This window comes from Streptomyces kryoterrae (assembly GCF_054072135.1).
On the sequence record NZ_CM133358.1, the window covers coordinates 8,562,635 to 8,583,036 of the forward strand.

The 20,402-nt window shown below is 70.5% G+C and carries 16 protein-coding genes; 7 read left to right on the plus strand and 9 right to left on the minus strand.

The annotated features are described in order from the left end of the window. Positions 1-55: 55 nt before the first annotated feature. The 3 genes from ACW4TU_RS38080 to ACW4TU_RS38090 form a co-directional block, all read right to left on the minus strand. Complete coding sequence (locus ACW4TU_RS38080; RefSeq protein ID WP_457420910.1) at positions 56-1,627, minus strand: APC family permease; 1,572 nt, start codon at positions 1,625-1,627, stop codon at positions 56-58. Positions 1,628-1,763: 136 nt separating this feature from the next. Continuing rightward, positions 1,764-3,224 carry an aldehyde dehydrogenase family protein gene (locus tag ACW4TU_RS38085; protein WP_457420912.1) on the minus strand — a complete coding sequence of 487 codons (1,461 nt, stop codon included), beginning with the start codon at positions 3,222-3,224 and terminating at the stop codon, positions 1,764-1,766. Between the two features lie 529 nt (positions 3,225-3,753). Next, positions 3,754-4,296, minus strand: a complete 543-nt coding sequence (locus tag ACW4TU_RS38090) for a hypothetical protein (RefSeq protein ID WP_457420914.1) — start codon at positions 4,294-4,296, stop codon at positions 3,754-3,756. A 480-nt stretch (positions 4,297-4,776) separates the two neighbouring features. Here ACW4TU_RS38090 and ACW4TU_RS38095 point away from each other — a divergent pair, with 480 nt between their 5' ends. Genes ACW4TU_RS38095 through ACW4TU_RS38115 form a run of 5 tightly spaced genes read left to right on the plus strand, consistent with a single transcriptional unit; the run spans position 4,777 to position 9,589 of the window. Beyond that, on the plus strand, positions 4,777-7,821 hold the full coding sequence (locus ACW4TU_RS38095; protein ID WP_457420916.1) for a sensor histidine kinase: 3,045 nt from the start codon (positions 4,777-4,779) through the stop codon (positions 7,819-7,821). Further along, positions 7,818-8,258: a roadblock/LC7 domain-containing protein gene (locus ACW4TU_RS38100; RefSeq protein ID WP_457420918.1), complete on the plus strand. Its 441-nt coding sequence runs from the start codon at positions 7,818-7,820 to the stop codon at positions 8,256-8,258. The genes ACW4TU_RS38095 and ACW4TU_RS38100 overlap by 4 nt, the downstream gene beginning before the upstream one ends. Positions 8,259-8,267: 9 nt before the next feature. After that, positions 8,268-8,663 carry a DUF742 domain-containing protein gene (locus ACW4TU_RS38105; protein WP_457420920.1) on the plus strand — a complete coding sequence of 132 codons (396 nt, stop codon included), beginning with the start codon at positions 8,268-8,270 and terminating at the stop codon, positions 8,661-8,663. A gap of 24 nt (positions 8,664-8,687) precedes the next feature. Next, positions 8,688-8,987: a hypothetical protein gene (locus ACW4TU_RS38110; protein WP_457420922.1), complete on the plus strand. Its 300-nt coding sequence runs from the start codon at positions 8,688-8,690 to the stop codon at positions 8,985-8,987. Beyond that, positions 8,984-9,589 carry a GTP-binding protein gene (locus ACW4TU_RS38115; protein ID WP_457420924.1) on the plus strand — a complete coding sequence of 202 codons (606 nt, stop codon included), beginning with the start codon at positions 8,984-8,986 and terminating at the stop codon, positions 9,587-9,589. The genes ACW4TU_RS38110 and ACW4TU_RS38115 overlap by 4 nt, the downstream gene beginning before the upstream one ends. A 106-nt stretch (positions 9,590-9,695) precedes the next feature. Here ACW4TU_RS38115 and glpK read toward each other — a convergent pair whose 3' ends face one another. The 5 genes from glpK to ACW4TU_RS38140 all read right to left on the minus strand — a co-directional run bounded on the left by glpK (position 9,696) and on the right by ACW4TU_RS38140 (position 14,458). Next, entirely contained in the window at positions 9,696-11,207 is a 1,512-nt protein-coding gene (glpK, locus tag ACW4TU_RS38120; RefSeq protein WP_457420926.1) for a glycerol kinase GlpK, read from the minus strand. Positions 11,208-11,266: 59 nt separating this feature from the next. After that, entirely contained in the window at positions 11,267-11,992 is a 726-nt protein-coding gene (locus ACW4TU_RS38125; protein WP_457420928.1) for an MIP/aquaporin family protein, read from the minus strand. 480 nt (positions 11,993-12,472) lie between these two features. Next, positions 12,473-12,817: a hypothetical protein gene (locus ACW4TU_RS38130; RefSeq protein WP_457420930.1), complete on the minus strand. Its 345-nt coding sequence runs from the start codon at positions 12,815-12,817 to the stop codon at positions 12,473-12,475. Between the two features lie 28 nt (positions 12,818-12,845). Beyond that, positions 12,846-14,036 carry a lipid-transfer protein gene (locus ACW4TU_RS38135; protein WP_457420932.1) on the minus strand — a complete coding sequence of 397 codons (1,191 nt, stop codon included), beginning with the start codon at positions 14,034-14,036 and terminating at the stop codon, positions 12,846-12,848. Further along, complete coding sequence (locus tag ACW4TU_RS38140) at positions 14,033-14,458, minus strand: Zn-ribbon domain-containing OB-fold protein (RefSeq protein ID WP_457430528.1); 426 nt, start codon at positions 14,456-14,458, stop codon at positions 14,033-14,035. The genes ACW4TU_RS38135 and ACW4TU_RS38140 overlap by 4 nt, the downstream gene beginning before the upstream one ends. 238 nt (positions 14,459-14,696) lie before the next feature. On the opposite strand from ACW4TU_RS38140, the gene ACW4TU_RS38145 reads away from it, so the two are divergent. After that, positions 14,697-15,230: an NUDIX domain-containing protein gene (locus ACW4TU_RS38145; RefSeq protein WP_457420934.1), complete on the plus strand. Its 534-nt coding sequence runs from the start codon at positions 14,697-14,699 to the stop codon at positions 15,228-15,230. A gap of 6 nt (positions 15,231-15,236) precedes the next feature. On the opposite strand, the gene ACW4TU_RS38150 is transcribed toward ACW4TU_RS38145, so the two are convergent. Continuing rightward, complete coding sequence (locus ACW4TU_RS38150; RefSeq protein ID WP_457420936.1) at positions 15,237-17,603, minus strand: glycoside hydrolase family 31 protein; 2,367 nt, start codon at positions 17,601-17,603, stop codon at positions 15,237-15,239. A gap of 181 nt (positions 17,604-17,784) precedes the next feature. On the opposite strand from ACW4TU_RS38150, the gene ACW4TU_RS38155 reads away from it, so the two are divergent. Beyond that, a complete protein-coding gene (locus tag ACW4TU_RS38155) occupies positions 17,785-19,761 on the plus strand; it encodes an acetoacetate--CoA ligase (RefSeq protein WP_457420938.1) in 1,977 nt (658 codons plus the stop codon). Positions 19,762-20,402 lie beyond the last annotated feature (641 nt).

Below are 20,402 nucleotides of genomic sequence, written 5' to 3' on the forward strand. Positions count from 1 at the left end.
GGCAGATCCATGTGGGGCCGGTCCATGTGGGGCTGGTCCATGGGGGGGACCTCCTTCAGTCGGCCGCCGGGGCGGCGAGGGGAGCGGCCGGCGAGGCCGGGTTCTCCTCAAGACGGTGTCCGGCGAGCACACCCGTCCGGTGCCGCTGGACGAACCAGTAGTAGGCGAAGCCGCCACCCGCGATGACCGCGACGAACAGCACGGCACCCCACTGGAGGTACCAGTGGAAGGGGGCGGTGGCGTTGTAGACCGAGGTCCGGGGCCAGATCAGGTTGGTCGTCATGGCGGCGCCCCAGATCACGGCCCCGATGTTGACGGGCAGGCCCCAGCGGCCCAGTGAGAACTTGCCGTCGCCGGCCGGCTGCCACCTGCCGCGCAGCCGTGCCACCAGCATGGGTCCGGTGACACCCAGATAGGCGAGGTAGATCATGATGATGCCGATGCTGGTGACCACGGTGAAGATCTGCGGCTGGCGGATGTTGACCACCAGGATCGACAGCGCCAGCACTCCGACGACCACGGCAGGCAGCACCGGCGTCTGGAAGCGCGGGCTGACCTTCGCGAGGAGTGAGGACGCGGGCAGGTTGTTGTCACGGGCCATCGCGAACGCCAGCCGGATCGCCGCCGTGTGGACGGCCAGGGCGCAGACGGTGACCGCGATCAGCACGCACCACAGCATCGCCTTGCCGGCCTTCGGCCCGAGCACGTCGAGCACGATGTACTGCAGACCGTCCGTGGACAGTTCCTTGCCCTTGAGGCTGGAGACGCTCATCAGCGCGAGGAGGAGGACCAGGCCGCCGAGGACGAAGGAGGCGACGATCGCCCGGATGATGGCGCGTGGCGCGTTCCGGGACGGATCGCGGGACTCCTCACCGAGCGAGGCGGCGGTGTCGAAGCCGTACATCACGTACGCCGATGCCAGTGAGGCCACCAGGAACGCGCCTAGATAGCCGGCGCCGTGGCCCGCACCCGTGCCGTTCGTCTCCATGACCACCTGCGGCCCGCGTGTGATGTGCACGGCGAACAGGACGATCAGCACGACCGTGGCGACGAGCTCGATGAAGACACCCGCCGTGTTGATCGTGGCCATCAGCTTGACGCCGAAGGCGTTCACCACGGTCGTGAACAGGATCAACACGCCGGCCAGGATCACCGCGTTGGTCGCCACGTCGTACTTGCCGGTGCCGTCCCCGACGATCTGGAACACGTCGGAGATCTGCGGCAGCGTGAGCTGGTAGGCGAGCGCCACCGCCGCGATCGACACGATCGAGGCGATCAGCATCATCCAGCCGGCCAGCCAGCCCAGATGCGGATTGCCGACCTTCTTCGACCAGTTGTAGACCGAGCCCGCCACCGGATAGCGGGCGGCCAGCTCCGCGAAGCAGAGCGCGACCATGAACTGGCCGACGAACACCATCGGCCACGACCACCAGTAGGCGGGACCGCCGCTGCCGTAGCCGAAGTAGAACAGCTGGAAGGTGCCGGTCAGGATCGAGATGTAGCTGATCCCGGCCGCGAAGGTGTGGAAGTTGCCGAGGGTGCGCTTGAGCTCGGGCTTGTAACCGAACTCGGCGAGTTCGGCGTCGTCCGTGTGCCCTGGGCCTGTTGGTCGGTCGGTGGTTGCCATGAGCGGACTCCTGGGGATACCGGGGAGTGGGAGGGAGCGGCTCGTTGCGGGTGCCGGGATCAATGGGGGCGCACATTCAGGACGTACACAGGGGGAACGGCGCACAGTTGACGCGTAAAAGGCGCACAAGGGGGTGTTAGGCGAACCAGCCCTGCGGCGAAGGATCGGTGTTCCGGTAGATGTGCTTCGCCTCGCGGTACTCGGCGAGTCCCGCCGGCCCGAGCTCGCGGCCGAAGCCGGACTGTTTGAAGCCGCCCCACTCCGCCTGGGGGACGTACGGGTGGTAGTCGTTGATCCACACCGTGCCGGTCCGCAGCCGCGCCGCGACCCGCTGAGCCTTGGCCCCGTCGGTGGTGAAGACGCCCCCGGCGAGCCCGTACACGGTGTCGTTGGCGAGCCGGACCGCCTCCGCCTCGTCCGTGAACCGCTCCACGGTGAGCACCGGACCGAACGACTCCTCCTGTACGACGGTCATCCGGGCGTCGCACTCGTCGAGCACCGTCGGCCGGTAGTAGAAGCCGTCGTCGAGCCCCTCGGGACGCGCTCCGCCGCAGCGCAGTACCGCACCCTCGGCCAGGCCCTGGGCGACATATGCCTCGACCTTCGCGCGATGTGCCTCGGAGATCAGCGGGCCGGTCTGGGCCTCTTCGTCGAACGGGCCGCCGAGCCGGATCAGTTGGGCCCGCCGGACGACCTCGTCGACGAACCGGTCGTGCAGCGAGTCCTCCACCAGCAGCCGGGCCCCGGCCGAGCAGACCTGCCCGGAGTGCAGGAACACGGCGGTGAGCGCCATGTCGACGGCCGTGTCGAAGTCGGCGTCGGCGAACACGATGTTGGGGTTCTTGCCGCCGAGTTCGAGCGCGACCTTCTTCACGGTTCCGGCCGCGGCGGCCATGAGGCGGCGGCCGGTCTGAAGTCCGCCCGTGAAGGAGAGGAGGTCGACGTCCGGATGGTCGCCGAGCGGCGCGCCTGCCTCCGGACCGGCGCCGAGGACGAGGTTGGCCACGCCGGCCGGCAGTCCGGCCTCCTCCAGGAGCCGCATCAGGTGGATCGCGGTGTGCGGGGTCAACTCGCTCGGCTTGAGGACGAAGGTGTTCCCGGCCGCCAGTGCCGGGGCGACCTTCCACGCGGTCTGGAGGAGCGGATAGTTCCACGGGGTGATCAGCGCGCAGACACCGACCGGCTCATAGACGACCCGGCTGTCCACACTCGGCGAGCCGGTGTCGATGACGCGTCCGGTCTCGTTCGCCGCGAGCCGGCCGAAGTAGCGGAAGCAGTTGACGATGTCGTCGATGTCGTAGGCGCTCTCCACCAGGCGTTTGCCGGTGTCGAGGGACTCCGCGCGGGCCAGCTCGTCCTTGTCGCGGACCATCAGGTCGGCGACACGCAGCAGCAGGTCGCCGCGCTCGGCGGCCGGCGTGCCCGGCCAGGGGCCCTCGTCGAAGGCGCGGCGGGCGGCGGTGATGGCCTCCACCGTGTCCTTGCCGCCGGCCTCGGCGACGACACCGACCAGGGAGCCGTCGGCGGGGCAGCGGATCTCGCGGGTGCGCTCGTCGAGCGCGGATCTCCAGGTACCGCCGATGAAGAGTTCGGGCATGTTCTCGTTCCTCCTGGTCAGCGCCATGCTGAAGGCGCCCTTCCGGTTGGGCCCCTTTCCGGCCGAAGACCGTTCATGTCAGATGTGATCTTCGACACACCCGATCGGGCGCGCGGCGACGCGCCATGCCCAGAGGGACTCCGTCTGTGACCCCTTCGTTCGACACCCAGCACACCACCGTTCCGGCGCGTCCGCGATGCCATCGGGGGTCGTATCTGCCACGAGAACCGCGAGAAGGTTCGATTGATTGCCCGGGGTGGTCCGCGGGTTTCGCCGCATCGGTGGCGAGGGGGAACCCGTAAGGGAAGTGAGAGTGCTCGGGGACGGCGCTCATCAAGGCCGCCGGGTCAACGCCCGGGCGGTGTGTTGGCGGAGGGGAACGCGACGGCCCTGTGGCCCGCCAGGGCTCGTTCACGCAGCCCCGTCCTGCCTCCGTGGCGGCACGGCTGTGATGGACCCACCCTGAACGCAAGGGCTGTTCAGGTGGCTCAGGGTGGGCCCCCGGGGAAGTCCTCCCCCTCAAGGGTTCTCAGGGGTGCGACAACTGCCCCGACCCGCCGCCCTGCCTGCGTATGCGCTCCTGGGTCCGGGCGGTGGTCCGAGCGTTTCGCCGGGCCCTGCGGCGTTCGCGTCGCAGCGCCCGTGCCGTGCTGCTCGGGGTCGACACCACGCCGTTGCGCTGGCGCCAGACCTGGCGCGTCACCCACACGTCGAGCGCGGCCCAGGTGGCCACCACCGTGCTGGCCACGCTGCTGATCACCATCGGGAAAGCCAGCCACGAACCGGCCAGCGTGGACAGGAAGGCCACCATCGCCTGGATCAGCGTGACGGAGATGACGAGCACCGCCCGCACGGCCGCCGTACGCACCGGGTCCGGCAGCCGGCGCCGACGCGCGGGCTCCTCGACCCACAGCTGTCGGTAGGAGGGCTGTGTCCGCGCCCTGACCGGCTTGGGGAGTTGCTCGGCCGAAGTGGAGGCGTAGCTGGGGTTGGCGGGCGGTTCGGTGCCGCCGCCCCTGCCGCCGCCCATGTCCTGGCCCGTGCTGTTGCTCCTGGCGCTCCCGTGCACCACCAAGGGTGCCGCAACCGCAACTCCGTTCCCGAGTGCTTCGCGTCGTTCCGCCGTGCCCATCACGTGTCACTCCCCACCGCCCAGCAGACCGCCCGTCCCGGTGTCGTTGACACCGGCTCCCCAGTGGTTGCCCGGCTTACGCTGTTTTACGCGGCCTGGACGCGGGATGCGGACCCTGCTGACGGTTCCGCCACCCATCTCCTGTGTACAAAGACGATCGGCGTGTCTCGAAGATTCCCGTCAAACGTAAAAATCCAGCCAAACGGCCAAGTGGGCCGACGGTTGCCGTCATGCGGTCGATGCCGGATTCGAGGAGGCAATCTCCCGCAATGATCGGACAACTCGCCATGTCTCGCCCGGAGTACGGCAGTTCAGCCCTCAGACAGGTCTTCGAGTTATCTGTGGGTCAGTAGTAGGCTCACGCCGATTATTGACGCACATGTGTACCCCCGCGTCGACGGGGGCGAGCTGGGGGAGGCCATGCGCTTTCGCGGGAAGTCCATCCGCCGGAAGATCGTGGCGCTGCTTCTCGTGCCGCTGGTGTCCCTCACCGCGATCTGGGGCTTCGCCACCGTCCTCACGGGGCGTGAGGCGGCCGAGTTGTTCAATGTGTCGTCGGTCGTGGAGAAGGTCAGCTACCCCACCGAGGACGCGGTACGCGTGCTTCAGCAGGAGCGGCGCCAGACCCTCGTCTACCTCGCCGATCCCCGTGCCGCCGACGCGCTGGCGGCCCTTCGGCGCAGCCGCACCGCCACCGACGACGTCATCGGCAAGATCCGCGACAACGCCGACAAGTCCAGTGTGCGCAACTCGATCAGCGACAGTGACAGCGAGCGCCTCACCGCCGTCCTGGAGGCGTTCGACGGCATCGGCCCGCTGCGCCGCAGCGTCGAGGAAGGCACCGTCACCCGGATCCAGGCCCTGAACCTCTACAACAACCTGGTCGATCCCTGTTACGTCCTGCTCGCCAACCTGCACATCATCGACAACCTGGAGATGGACAAGCAGGCCCGCGCCCTCGTCAACGCCGCCCGCGCCCGCGAACTCCTCTCCCGCGAGGACGCCCTGCTCGGCTCGGCCCTGGTCGTCGGCAAGCTCACCCGCGACGAGTCCCGCGACATCTCCGACCTCGTGGCGCAGCGCACCGTCATGTACGACGTCAGCCTCCCGCTGCTCCCGCTGACGGACCGCGCACGCTACGAGCGGTTCTGGAAGAACGCCTCCACCGCGCCGCTCCGGGTGGCCGAACAGGCCGCCATCGGCGCCGAGTCCGGCAAGCCGCGGGGTGTCACGGCGAAGAGCTGGGACACCACGGCCGGCGATGTCCTCGACGAACTCCGCAAGCTCAACGACGAGTCGGGCGACCGCTTTCAGGACCGGATCCGTCCGGTGGTGATGGGCGTCATCGTCAAGGCCGTCGTCGCCGGCGTCCTCGGCCTGGTCGCCCTGCTGTTCTCGCTCTTCCTGTCCGTACGCATCGGCCGCGCCCTCATCCGCGACCTGCGCCAACTCCGCCTGGAGGCCCACGAGGCGTCCGGCGTCCGGCTCCCCAGCGTGATGCGCCGTCTGTCGGCGGGCGAACAGGTCGACGTGGAGACCGAGGTCCCGCGCCTGGAGTACGACAGGAACGAGATCGGCGAGGTCGGCCAGGCTCTCAACACCCTGCAGCGCGCTGCCGTCGAGGCCGCCGTCAAACAGGCCGAACTCCGCTCCGGGGTCTCGGAGGTCTTCGTCAACCTCGCCCGGCGCAGCCAGGTCCTGCTGCACAAGCAGCTCACCCTGCTCGACACCATGGAACGCCGGACCGAGGACACCGACGAACTCGCCGACCTGTTCCGCCTGGACCACCTGACGACCCGTATGCGCCGGCACGCCGAAGGCCTGGTGATCCTCTCCGGAGCCGCCCCCTCCCGGCAGTGGCGCAAACCCGTCCAGCTGATGGACGTCGTACGCGCCGCCGTGGCCGAGGTCGAGGACTACGAGCGCATCGAGGTCCGCAGGCTGCCGCGGATGGCCGTCACCGGCCCCGCCGTCGCCGACCTGACCCACCTCGTGGCCGAACTCCTGGAGAACGCCACGGTGTTCTCGCCCCCGCACACGGCCATCCAGGTCCTCGGTGAGCGTGTCGCCAACGGCTTCACCCTGGAGATCCACGACCGGGGCCTGGGCATGGCGGCGGAGGCGCTTCTCGACGCCAATCTGCGGCTCGCCGAGACACCCGAGTTCGAACTGTCCGACACCGACCGGCTCGGCCTGTTCGTCGTCAGCCGGCTCGCCCAGCGGCAGAACGTCCGGGTCTCCCTCCAGCCGTCCCCGTACGGCGGCACCACAGCCGTCGTCTTCGTCCCCGACGCACTCCTCACGGACGACATCCCGGACACCAACGGCATCGGCTTCCGCCTCGACCGCGCCCGGCCCTCCAAGGAGACCGAGTTCGAGGAGAGCCGCAGGGCCGTGCTCTCCCCGGCCCCCATGCGCCTCCCCGGCCTGCCCGCCTCGCTCATCGACGGGCCCGTCGAACTGGAGGCGCCGGTCGACCTGGACGCCCTCGACGACCTTCCCGGTTCCTTCGGTGACGCGGACAGCGAACCCGGCGTACTTTCCCGGCCGCACCGCTCGATCCCCGGAGTGACGGCCGAAACGGGCGACGTCCCCGGCGAGCAGCATCAGCAGCACTCCGGAAGCTGGGGCGCGCCCGCCCCCGACGGCGCGGCCGGCCGCTCGGGAGATCCCGTGACGCTGCCGCGCCGCCGCACCCCGAAGCTGGTCAGTTCCCACGGCCGTCCGGTCTCCGAACAGCAGCCCCGGCGCCACCCGTCCGCGGCGGACGAACAGTCGGCGGACGGTGTGGGTTCGATGGACCCGGACACGCTCGCCCCGCTCCCGGCCCGCCGCCGGGGCGACACAGCGATCCACCGTGAAACGGACCCGGGTGACGGCTTCGGCGACCGCCCGGAGACCCCGGTGCGGCGCTGGGAGGGCAGAGGGGAAGCCGTCGGCCGTGGCCTCGACGACCACCGCGCGGACTCAACGGGCTCCAGGGGCTTCACCGACCGCACGGAACTGTCCGCGTCGCGTTTCGGCGACCGAACCGGGAGCGGCCGTCCCGACGCGTCCGCCCGTGGCGTCGGCGGGCGAGCGGAGTCGGGCCGCGACGGCCTCGGTGACCTGTCGCCGGAATCCCCGGCACTCCCGCAGCGTGACCGGCGCGGTGGCTCCGCCGGGGCTGTCTCCCGCCCCGGTGCGGCGGCCGACCCCGCCGCGTCCGGTACGGCAGGGTTGCCTCGACGCGTACGCCAGGCCAATCTGGCTCCGCAGCTCAGGGACGGCCCGGAGCGGCGCGCCGAACGGTCGAAGCCACGTCCCCAGGACGGGGCCGACCTCTTCGACCGCGACGCCGACGAGGTCCGCAGCCGTATGGCCTCGCTGCAGCGCGGCTGGCAGCGTGGTCGTGACGAGAACGCCGAGGGCGACAGCGCCCAGGACGGCACAGCGCAAGGAACGAGTAAGGGGGACGGTCGATGACCGCACCGAAGCCGACCGGCCAGACCTCGAGTGACAAGGCGTCGGGGGAGCTCAACTGGCTCCTCGACGACCTCGTCGACCGGGTCGCCAGCATCCGCAGAGCGCTCGTGCTCTCCGGCGACGGACTGCCCACCGGGGTCTCCAAGGACCTCAGCCGGGAGGACAGCGAGCACCTGGCCGCCGTCGCCTCCGGATTCCACAGCCTCGCCAAGGGCGTGGGACGTCACTTCGACGCCGGCAGTGTCCGTCAGACGGTCGTCGAACTCGACGACGCCTTCCTGTTCGTGACGGCAGCCGGGGACGGCAGCTGCCTGGCCGTGCTCTCGGACGCGGACTCGGACGTGGGGCAGGTCGCCTACGAGATGACTCTCCTGGTGAAGCGTGTCGGTGTGCACTTGGCGGCTGCTCCGCGCACCGATCTGCCCGCAGGCGGGTAGTGGGATGACATGAGCGGAGACGGCCAACCCAGAAGCCACTGGTTCGACGACGAGGCGGGACCGGTCGTCCGTCCGTACGCCATGACGCGAGGCCGCACCAGCCATGCGGCCCAGCACCGCCTGGACCTGATCGCGGTGGTGATCACGGAGGCGCACGCGGACGACCCGGAAGCGGATCGCACGCTGTCCCCGGAACACGTGGACATCGTCGAACTCTGTCGTGACGCCCCCCAGTCGGTCGCCGAACTCGCTGCCGAACTCAATCTCCCCATCGGTGTGGTGCGGGTTCTCATCGGGGACCTCGTGGACGAGGAAATGGTCCATGTGACGCGTCCCGTACCTCCGGCCGAGCTGGTGGACGAGAATATTCTGCGCGACGTCATCAACGGCCTCCGGGCGCTCTGAGCAGCGCGGAAGCGGGGTGGAGACGTGACAGGCAGGCAGTTCCGGGTGGTTCGGGACGGGATGTTCACCGACACCCGGGAGCCCGTCGAGGCAGCCCGGACGGGTACGACCGTCGCCATCGGCGCGCTGCGTATCGCCGCCGACGGCACCGTCCTGCCCGGCAGCGGCGGTACGGGACAATGGCGCGCTGGAGAGGGGCCGGTTCGCCGTCTCCGGTTCAACGAGCCCCTGACCACCTCCACCTATGTCATCGAAACCCCGGGCGACGGGGGCTACGGCCCACCGCGCGACCGACCCCGAGCAAGCAGGAGAAGAGACCGATGATCTTCGGGCGTTCTGAGCGCGGCAAGCCCCCGGTCGAGCCCGTCACGCTCAAGATCCTCGTGGCCGGCGGATTCGGTGCGGGCAAGACGACCCTCGTCGGCGCGGTCAGTGAGATCAAGCCGCTGCGCACCGAGGAGTTGCTCACCGAGGCGGGCCGCCCGGTCGACGACATCAGGGGGGTGGAGGGCAAGAACACCACCACCGTGGCCATGGACTTCGGCCGGATCACGCTCCGCGAGGACCTTGTCCTGTACCTCTTCGGGACGCCCGGACAGGACCGCTTCTGGTTCCTCTGGGACGAGCTCGCCACCGGCGCGCTGGGCGCGGTGGTCCTCGCCGACACCCGCCGCCTGGAGGACAGCTTCGCCGCGGTCGACTACTTCGAACGGCGCTCCATACCCTTCCTGGTCGGCGTCAACTGCTTCGACGGAGCGGCCCGTTACCCGTCGCAGTCCGTCCGGGCGGCGCTCGACCTCGACCCCAACGTGCCGCTCGTGCTGTGCGACGCGCGCAACCGGGAGTCGGTCAAGGAGGTCCTCATCGGAGTCGTCCAGCACGCGATGGCGTACGCGGCCGACCGCCGGGCGACCGTCACCACCTGACAGCCCCTCACCGCTGCGCACGCGCACGGCCCGTACCCCCGCCGACCGGGGTACGGGCCGCGGTCCAGAGGCACGCGCGCGTAGAGGTGTCCTGCGAGCGGTGGCCCTAGCTCCGGCCGTCGTCCTCCCAGCCGAAGCTCTTCTCCACGGCCTTGCGCCAGTTGTGGTATTCACGGTCGCGGACCGACGCCTCCATAACAGGCGTCCACTCCACGTCCTTCTGCCAGTGCGACTTCAGCTCGTCGAGGTCGTTCCACACACCGGTCGCCAGCCCGGCCGCGTACGCCGCTCCCAGGCAGGTCGTCTCGGAAACCTTCGGCCGGATGACCGGCACCCCGAGGACGTCCGCCTGGTGCTGCATCAGCAGGTTGTTCTTCGTCATGCCGCCGTCCACCTTCAGGGTCGTGATGCTCACCCCGGAGTCCTGGAACATGGCGTCCACGACCTCCCGCGTCTGCCAGCTCGTCGCCTCCAGCACCGCGCGCGCCAGATGCCCCTTGGTGACGTACCGCGTGAGGCCGGTGACCACCCCGCGCGCGTCCGAGCGCCAGTAGGGCGCGAACAGGCCGGAGAACGCCGGCACGATGTACGCGCCGCCGTTGTCGTCGACGCTCGCCGCGAGCGTCTCGATCTCGTCGGCGGTACGGATGATGCCGAGCTGGTCGCGGAACCACTGCACCAGCGCACCGGTGATCGCGATCGACCCTTCGAGGCAGTAGACGGGAGCCTCGCCGCCGATCTTGTAACCCATCGTGGTCAGCAGACCGTTCTTCGACTGAACGGGTCGGTTGCCGGTGTTGAGCAGCAGGAAACTGCCGGTGCCGTACGTGTTCTTGGCCGTTCCCACGTCGTAGCAGGCCTGACCGAACACCGCGGCCTGCTGGTCGCCCAGCGCGGACGCCACGGGGACGCCCGCGAGCTGGCCCACCGCGGTGCCGTACACCTCGGCCGAGGACCTGATCTCGGGGAGGATCTTCTCGGGGACGTTCATCGCGGACAGGATGGACGCGTCCCACTGGAGGGTCTCCAGATCCATCAGCATGGTGCGGCCGGCGTTGGTCACGTCCGTGACGTGCCGTCCGCCGTCCGTGCCGCCCGTCAGGTTCCAGATCAGCCAGGAGTCGATGGTGCCGAAGGCGATCTCGCCCCGCTCGGCGCGGGCACGCAGCCCCGGCACGTTGTCCAGCAGCCAGGCCGCCTTCGGGCCGGAGAAGTAGCTGGCCAGGGGCAGTCCGGTCTGTTCGCGGAAACGGTCCTGCCCGTCGGTGCCGCCGAGTTCGTGGCAGAGCGCCGCCGTACGAGTGTCCTGCCAGACGATCGCGTTGTGGACCGGCTTGCCCGTGGCGCGGTCCCACAGGACCGTCGTCTCGCGCTGGTTGGTGATGCCGAGCGCGCTGAGCTGGTCGGCACGCAGCCCGGCCTTGGCGAGCGCGCCCGCGACCACCGCCTGGACCTTCGACCAGATCTCGGTGGCGTCGTGTTCCACCCACCCGGGCTTGGGGAAGATCTGGCGGTGCTCGCGCTGGTCGACGGCGACGATCGCGCCGTCGTGGTTGAAGACGATGCAGCGACTTGACGTGGTGCCCTGGTCGATCGCGGCGACGAACTTGTCCGTCATGACGTCCCCTTCGTGGGAAGCTCCGGAAGTCTGCAGCCCCGGAAAGGCGTGTGTACGCGTCAGAAGGCTGCGTTGAAGACGATCCCCGCCAGCGCGCCGCCGATCAGCGGCCCCACCACCGGGATCCACGCGTAACTCCAGTCCGAGGTGCCCTTGTTGGGGATCGGAAGCAGAGCGTGGGCGATGCGCGGGCCCAGGTCACGGGCCGGATTGATGGCGTACCCCGTGGGACCGCCGAGCGACAGACCTATGCCTACCACCAGGAAGGAGACGATCAGGATCGCCGTGCCGGACTCGCCGAGCCCCTTGGTCAGACCGAAGGCCAGGATCGGCAGCACCAGAGCCATGGTCGCGATGATCTCGGTGACCAGGTTCGCGACGGGACTGCGGATCGCGGGCGTCGTGGCGAAGATCCCGAGCGTCGGCTGGGCGATCTCCTCCTCCGCGTTGGCCTGGAACTGGGCGAAGTAGACCAGCCAGCACAGGATCGCGCCGAGGAAGGCGCCGACCATCTGCCCGGCGAGGTAGAAGGGCACCTTGTCCCACTCCCCGGTGTCGATGGCGATACCGATCGTCACCGCGGGGTTGAGATGTCCGCCGGACAGAGGTGCGGCGGTGTACGCCCCGGCCAGCACGCCGAAGCCCCAGCCGAACGTGATGACGACCCAGCCGGCGTCCTTCGCCTTGGAGTGGTTCAGTACGACAGCGGCGACCACACCGGTGCCGAAGAGGATCAGAATCGCTGTACCGATGATCTCGCCGACAAAGATGTCCCCATTGCTCATGGCGGCTCCTGGGCCCTCGCCCGGGGCGGTCCGGCCCCGGTCGACCTTGCAGAGTGCGTTCCCATGGCTACTTCACCGGGGGCGGGGATCTCCCGCGCCCACCCGGCGTCCGTGACGAGCGTGCTGCCTACAGCCGAATCGCGCGCAGGGGAAGGCCCGTGGCTCAGCGGGGCCCGCACGGCGCATTGTCTGAATACGCCGAGAATGTGCGGCGATGCCGACCGACACCGGAAGTGTTCTCCGACGTCCTGTGGGCGTCAAGGTCGGCGACGACAATGGCTGAGGCGCTCGCACCTCGGGGCCGCGCCGACGGTCGCCGTACGGCGGCTGCTCCGTCGATGCCGGTCGTCCCGCCGTCCTCACCTCGCCTGGGCGGCTGCCACCCCCGAACCTGGCCGGATCCCGTGCCCGGGCACACCCGCCCGTCCGAGCACCCTGCCCCGTCGAGGGACTTCGCCCCAACTCGTCACGGGCACGTCGTTAACCGTTCGAAGTGGCCGACGTCCAGCCGGCCCGGCGTGAACGCCCGCCTGTCCGCGATCCGTTGGTCCACCACCCGGTGGTCGCGCCCGAACCGGGCAGCCGCGTCAGCGGATCGAGCCCCGCCACCCCCTCGCTCCGGCTTGCGGTGAGCGCCCGTACGAGATCCACCAGCCGTGCGAGATCCACGCACCGCCTGTACCGGGTGACGACCGTGCGCGGCGGGTCGCCGCCGACGAACACGTTGACGTGGAGCGGCAGCAGCACCCCCGGCTGACGACCGGCCGACAGGCCAAACGGGGTGGCCCGTCCGTCCAGCGTGGCGATTCCCGGCCGGGCGCACACCGCGGGCGACCTGCCCGCCTATTGCGCCTCACCGCACCGCGACCACGGAGGAACCGTGCCCGAACAGGCCCTGGTTGGCCGTGATGCCCACCCGGGCCCTCGCGACCTGCCGGTCACCGGAGTCGCCCCGCAGTTGCCATGTCAGCTCGCACACCTGGGCGATGGCCTGCGCGGGGACGGCCTCTCCGAAGGAGGCGAGGCCGCCACTGGTGTTGACGGGTATGCGCCCGCCCAGGGCCGTCGCACCCTCCCGCAGCAGCTTCGCCCCCTCGCCCTCACCACACAGCCCCAGATCCTCGTACCACTGCAGCTCCAGGGCCGTGGACAGGTCGTAGACCTCGGCCAGAGAGAGGTCCTCGGGGCCGATGCCCGCCTCCTCGTAGGCGGCCCGTGCGATCGACGCCCGGAAGGACCCGCCCGCCGGCTCCACCGTCGCCGCCGAGTCCGTGGCGATGTCCGGCAGGTCCAGCACGGTGGTGGGGTACCGCGGTGTCACCGTGGACACCGCCCGGATCCGCACCGGCTCCGCCACCCCGTGCCGGCGCGCGAACTCCATGCCGGTCAGCACCAGCGCGGCCCCGCCGTCCGAGGTGGCGCAGATGTCGAGCAGCCGAAGCGGATCGGCGACCACCGCGGACGCGGCGACCTCGTCGGCGGTGACCCGCTTGCGGTAGCGCGCGTTCGGGTTGAGGGCGCCCAGGGCCGCGTTCTTCACCTTGACCTGCGCGAAGTCCTCCAGGGTGTCGCCGTGCAGGGACATCCGCCGCCGCGCGTACAGCCCGAAGTACGTCGGGTTCGTCGCCCCCAGGACCCGGAACCGCAGCCAGTCCGGATCATCGGACCGGTTCCCGCCGGCCGGCCGGAAGAACCCCTTCGGTGCCGAGTCCGCGCCCACGACGAGCACCACCTCCGCGAGCCCGGCGAGGATCTGCGCGCGTGCGACGGCGACCGCCTGCGCCCCGGACGCGCACGCCGCGTACACGCTGGTCACCCGGGCGCCCTGCCAGCCCAGCGCCTTGGCGAACGTCGCCCCCGCCACATACCCGGGATAGCCGCCGCGCACGGTGTCCGCGCCGACGACCGAGTCGACGTCCCGCCAGTCGACCCCCGCGTCGGCGAGCGCCGCGCGCGCGGCGGCCGTGCCGTACTCGGTGAAGCCGCGCCCCCACTTGCCCCAGGGGTGCATACCCACGCCGAGCACCGCCACCTCTCCCGTCATCTCATCGCCCCCGTCGGTCGCCAGTGCCAGGTCGTCCAGGTCGTCTCCGCGTCCTCATGGAGCACCCCCGGGACGACCTCCACCTCCATGCCCACCGTCAGATCGGCGACGGTGACCCCGGGAACCGCCTGTCCCAGTACCACCATCCGCTCGGACTCCAGCTCCACAGCGATCAACGCGTACGGTTCCCACGGAAGTTCCGGATCGGTCACATACGGTGACGGAGGCCGGTATCGGCTGTCGGTGTACGACCAGACGTGCCCGCGCCGGGACAGCGGCACCTCGTCCAACCGGCCGCCCGGGCAGCCCGGATTGCGGCAGTGGACGTCCTCGCGGGGGAAGAAGACCGAGGCGCAGACCGAACAGCGGGTGCCGAGGAGCCGGAAGCCGTCCCCGTCCTCGGTGAACCACCCGGCGACCACAGGTGTACGGACGCGTGCCACATTCCCTCCAGAGACCTGGATCTGACGGAACGTCAGAAGTGTGGCACGGTCCCATCGGATTGGGCAGCCGTCGCACAGAACCGCACACGCCCCGCGTGCGTCGTCGTATCGGTAGGGGCGGTCGGAGTCCACGGGGGTGGTTCCGGCCGTCCCTGCCGCACGGCGAGGTCCCGCCCCCGGAAGGCCTTCGTCCGCATGATCGGATACAGTCCGCGGCGTGTCCGTAAAACAACTATCAACCGACAACTCCGCGCCGGGCTCCCACTGTTCGAGCTGCGGAGTGCCCTACGGAGAGGGCGTTTCCGGCTGGCCCCGCACCTGCCCCGCCTGTGGCACCGTGGCCTACCGCAACCCGCTGCCCGTCGCGGTGGCACTCCAGCCCGTGTACGACACCAAGGGCGCCGCCCTGGTCGTCATCACCCGAACCATCGCCCCCGCGCGCGGAGGCACCGCCCTGCCCGGCGGGTACGTCGACCATCGCGAGGACTGGCGGCAGGCCGTTGTCCGTGAACTCAGGGAGGAGACAGGCATCGAGGCCGCGAGCCGCGACGTCCGGCTCGTCGACGCGCTGAGCTCGCCCGACGGGCACCTGCTGCTCTTCGGAACCCTGCCCGAACGCCCCGCCGACCAACTGCCGCGGTCCGCGGCCACGGACGAGACCGACGGCTGGCACCTTCTGCGCAGGCCTGAGGAGCTCGCCTTCCCGCTGCACACGCTGGCTGCACGCGCCTGGTTCGAGGGCCGATACTGAGCCTGCTCAGTGCCCGTCGAGTCCTCGTACGCGCACAGGACGGGGCGACTCGCTCACGCCGTCCTCCCCCTCCCGTTCGACGACCACCCGACGCCCCTCCCAGCGCGTGACGTACCGCTCGACCTCGGGCTCCGCCCACCCGTCACCCGCGTCCCGCACCACCAGCCCGCCCCCGGTACGTCCGCGGGCGGGCGCCCACACCTCCAGCTCCAGGCCGCCGTCGTCGCCCCGCACGGGCACGACGGCGCCCGCGCGCGCGAGCACCGGAATCCGCGACAAGGGGGCGGCGACCAGCACCTGACCAGGCCCCTCGTACGCCTGCTCCGTCACCGTGTCGTACCAGCGCCCGCGCGGCAGCCGCACCACCCGCTGGTCCGCACCCGGGTCGAGCACCGGTGCCACCAGAAGACAGTCACCGAGCAGGAAGGCGTCCTCGCAGTCACGCAGAGCGCGCTCCTCGGGCGCCCCCCACCACAGCGGCCTCACACAGGGCGCCCCCGTCAGGCGCGCCAGATGCGCCAGCGTCATGAAATACGGCAGCAGGCGCCGGCGTTCGAGGAGTGCCACGCGCGCGCGTGCCAGGACGTCCGCACCGAACTCCCAGGGCTCCCCGCGCCCCGTCCGGGGACTCGCGTGCGTGCGGAACAGCGGCAGACAGGCTCCCAGCTGGAACCACCGCAGATACAGCTCCGGCGACGGGCTCCCGTCGAAACCGCCCGCAGCAGGGCCCGAGTAAGGCACCCCGCACAGCCCGAGGCCCATGACCAGCGACAGTGACGCCCGCAGCCCCGGCCAGCCGGTCGCCACGTCCCCGGACCACGCCCCTCCGTAGCGCTGCATACCGGCCCAGCCGGAGCGGGAGAACATGAACGGCCGCTCCTCCGGCGCCAGCTCACGCAGCCCCTCGTAGGCGGCCTGGGCCATGGACAGGGCATACACGTTGTGCGCCTCGCGATGATCACCGCCGCGCCCTTCCAGTCCGTGGCGGGCCGAACGCGGCAGGGTCGACTCCCCGAAAGCGGTGAAGGACGTGGGCTCGTCCATGTCGTGCCAGAAACCGGCGAACCCCTGCCCGAGCCGCTCCTCGTACAGCCGGCCCCACCAGGCACGCACACGCGCGTGCGTGAAGTCGGGGTAGACCGAGTCCCCGGGCCACGCGACTCCCCGTACGAGGTGCCCCGACGCATCCCGCACGAACGCGTCCTCGGTGGTCCCGCTGTCGTACACGGCGTTGCCCGGTTCGGCCCTGACCGCGGGGCCGACGACCGACACCAGTCGTATGCCGTCGCGCCGCAGATCCTCGGCGAGGGCCGGTAGCTTCGGGAACCGTTCCTCGTCGACGGTGAACACCTGGTGCCCGTCGAAGTGGCCTGTGCCGAGATGGACCGCGTCGAGCGGCAGATCGTGCTCCTGATAGCCCGCGACGATCCGCCGCACCTCCTGCTCGCCGCCGAGACCTCCGCACGCGTGGTGGTGGCCCAGCGCCCACGAGGGTGGGAGCGCGGGCGCACCCGTGAGCGTGGCCCAGGTGTGCAGCACGCGCGCGGGGGTGCCCACCATCATCCAGCAGCGCAGCGGCCCGCCGTCCATCCGCAGCTCGGACGTGCCGGCCCGGTCATGCCCCGAACCCGCGCCCTCCGCGCCCTCCCGCAGCGTCACCGTGCCGTCCCAGGTGGTGTCCTGGAAGACCAGATGGGTCGCCGCGTCGGCCACCACCAACTGGACCGGCATGGTGATGGACAGCGGATCGTCGCCGGAACCGAAGGCGCGACCGGGATCCGTGTTCCACAGGCGGTACGTTCCGTCGCGCAACCGCGGTCCCGAGGCGCGCCCGCCGAGCCCGAAGAACCGGGCGTCCGCGGCCACCTCGGAGCGTTGCGTCCAGCGGCTCGTGCCGCCGCCGACGGGCTCCCACCAGCGGGGCGGCAGCTCCCGTCGCAGGCTCACCCCTCCGGGTGTGAGCACCTCCACCGCGCCGTGCCGCGAGACCACGACCGTCACCCGCTCGGCCACGACCCGCCAGCCACCGTCCGTGTCCGGCTCCAGCGAAGCACGGGGATCCGGCTCCGGACAGCGGCCGGCCAGCGCGTACGACGGCTCGGGACCGGCCCCGTCCCAGCCCCAGAAGAGCGCCCCGTTGACGGCGACAACGATCCGCAGCTCGGACCTCGCGAACCGGACGACACCACCACCGGGCCCCGGCTCGACCTCTCGCACGGGCCCGGGCACCCGCGCGCGCTCGGCACCCCGCGGCGGAAGCCCGGCGGCGTCGGCCCGCCTCCGGCGCCAGGCGGCCCGTACGGTACGCAACCCCTGGGCAGCCCCCGCCGAACCGACCGCCTTCACCGAACGCACCAGGTCACGACCTTCCATGCTGTTCAGCCTGCCACTGACTTCACCCGATAGGCGCATAGTTCAGCAGCCGTTCACCCTGGCAGGGACCACATCTTCATCTCCGCGACACGACCCCCGCGCGGCGCACCCTGGTGCCGGAGTCGATCAGATGGCATGGTCCGTGTCAGCCGTGTCACGAGCACTGTCCGGGAGCCGCCCCATGTCCACCACCAACCCCACGCCCCTCTGGCAGCCCGACAGAGAACGCGTCGCCCGGGCCCGGATCACCAGGTTCCAGGCGTGGGCGGCCGAACAGCACGGAGCTCCAGCCGACGGCGGCTACGCGGCACTGCACGGCTGGTCCGTGGACCAGCTCGACACGTTCTGGCAAGCCGTCACCGAATGGTTCGACGTGCGCTTCTCGACGCCCTACGCACGCGTGCTCGGCGATCGCTCGATGCCCGGCGCGCAGTGGTTCCCCGGGGCGAGGCTCAACTACGCCGAGCACGCCCTGCGCGCCGCGGACACCCGTGCGGACGAACCGGCTCTCCTGTACGTCGACGAGACCCACGAACCCCGCCCGGTGACCTGGTCCGAGCTGCGCCGCCAGGTCGGCTCCCTCGCCGCCGAGCTGCGTACGCTCGGAGTGCGCCCAGGAGACCGCGTGAGCGGCTATCTACCGAACGTTCCACAAGCTGTGGTCGCTCTGCTCGCCACGGCCGCCGTGGGCGGTGTATGGACGTCCTGCGCCCCCGACTTCGGTGCCCGCAGCGTCCTCGACCGCTTCCAGCAGGTCGAACCGGTCGTGCTCTTCACCGTCGACGGCTACCGCTACGGAGGCAAGGAGCACGACCGCCGTGACACGGTCGCCGAACTCCGCCGCGAACTGCCCACCCTGCGCGCCGTCGTCCACATCCCGCTGCTGGGCACCGAGCCCCCCGAAGGCGCCCTGGAATGGTCCGCCCTCACGTCCGCCGATGTGACACCCACCTACGAGCAGGTCGCCTTCGACCACCCCCTGTGGGTGCTCTACTCCTCGGGCACGACCGGGCTCCCCAAGGCGATCGTCCAGTCCCAGGGCGGCATCCTCGTCGAGCACCTCAAACAACTCGGCCTGCACTGCGACCTGGGGCCGGAGGACCGCTTCTTCTGGTACACGTCGACCGGCTGGATGATGTGGAACTTCCTTGTCTCCGGCCTCCTGACGGGCACGACGATCGTCCTCTACGACGGCAGCCCCGGCTACCCCGACACTGGTGCCCAGTGGCGGATCGCCGAACGTACGGGGGCGACCCTTTTCGGCACCTCGGCGGCGTACGTCATGGCCTGCCGCAAGGCCGAAGTGCGTCCGGCCCGGGATTTCGACCTGTCCAAGGTGCAGTGCGTCGCCACGACCGGATCGCCGCTGCCCCCAGACGGATTCCGCTGGCTGCACGACGAGTTCGCGGCGAGCGGGGCCGGCCTGTGGATCGCCTCGGTCAGCGGCGGCACGGACGTGTGCTCCTGCTTCGCAGGAGCCGTACCGACCCTCCCGGTGCACATCGGCGAACTCCAGGCGCCAGGACTGGGCACCGACCTCCAGTCCTGGGACCCGAGCGGAAGGCCCCTCGTGGACGAGGTCGGCGAACTCGTGGTCACCAACCCGATGCCGTCCATGCCCGTCCGCTTCTGGAACGACCCCGACGGCAGCCGGTACCACGACAGCTACTTCGACACCTATCCCGGAGTGTGGCGCCACGGCGACTGGATCACTCTCACCTCGCGCGGCTCCGTGATCATCCACGGCCGCTCCGACTCCACGCTCAACCGCCAGGGTGTACGCATGGGGTCGGCCGACATCTACGAAGCCGTCGAACGCCTCCCTGAGATCAAGGAATCCCTCGTCATCGGCGTCGAGCAACCCGACGGCGGTTACTGGATGCCGCTCTTCGTCCACCTCGCGCCAGGTGCCGTCCTCGACGAGGCCCTGCTCAACCGCATCAAACAGACCATCCGCGAACAGCTCTCCCCGCGCCACGTCCCCGACGAGGTCATCGAGGTCCCCGGAGTTCCGCACACGCTCACCGGCAAACGCATCGAGGTCCCGGTGAAGCGCCTTCTCCAGGGCAGCCCCCTGGAGAAGGCCGTCAACCCCGGCTCCATCGACAACCTCGACCTGCTGCACTTCTACGAAGAGCTGGCCCGCAAACGCGCCTGACAGGCGTCCCGTAACACGGTCAGCCACCGGAGGTGGCCTCGGACTCGACCCGCACGCCGGCGAAGTCCGAGGCCGGCGCGCCGCGACGGCAGACTGGAGGTCGGCCACCGCGATCCGCACCGCCGGCCCGGACACGCGCCGGACACGCGCCCCGGCCGCCACCCATCAGCCGTACGACCGCAGCCCGCTCACCACCGCGGATTCGTCCGGCACGGGCACCCAGACGTTCATCCCGCTCGCTCCCTGCGCCGGGATCCCATGCCGTTCGAGCTCCCGCAGGAGCGGTCCGCCGCAGCGAGTACGTTTCTCGCGCACGCGCGACCAACGCGCGCGTGCTGTCGTCCGTCATCAGTCCGTACAGGGTCTCCCGGAGCAGATGACTGACCCAGCCGGACGTCAGCAGCATCCGTCCGTCGTGCCGGGCCGGTGTGGTCGGGTCACAAGCCGCCGCGGCCCACCGCAGGTCGGTCCCGAGGAACTTGCTCACCGTGCGGACGTGTACCCACCGGGCCAGTCCACCCGAGGTCAGCGTGTACAAAGGAGCGTCCGTGACGGCGGACACGTGATGGTTCTCCACCACCAGAACCTCCGGCCCCTCCCGGAACACCGCGACAAGCGCGTCCCGGCGCGCCGCCGAGAAG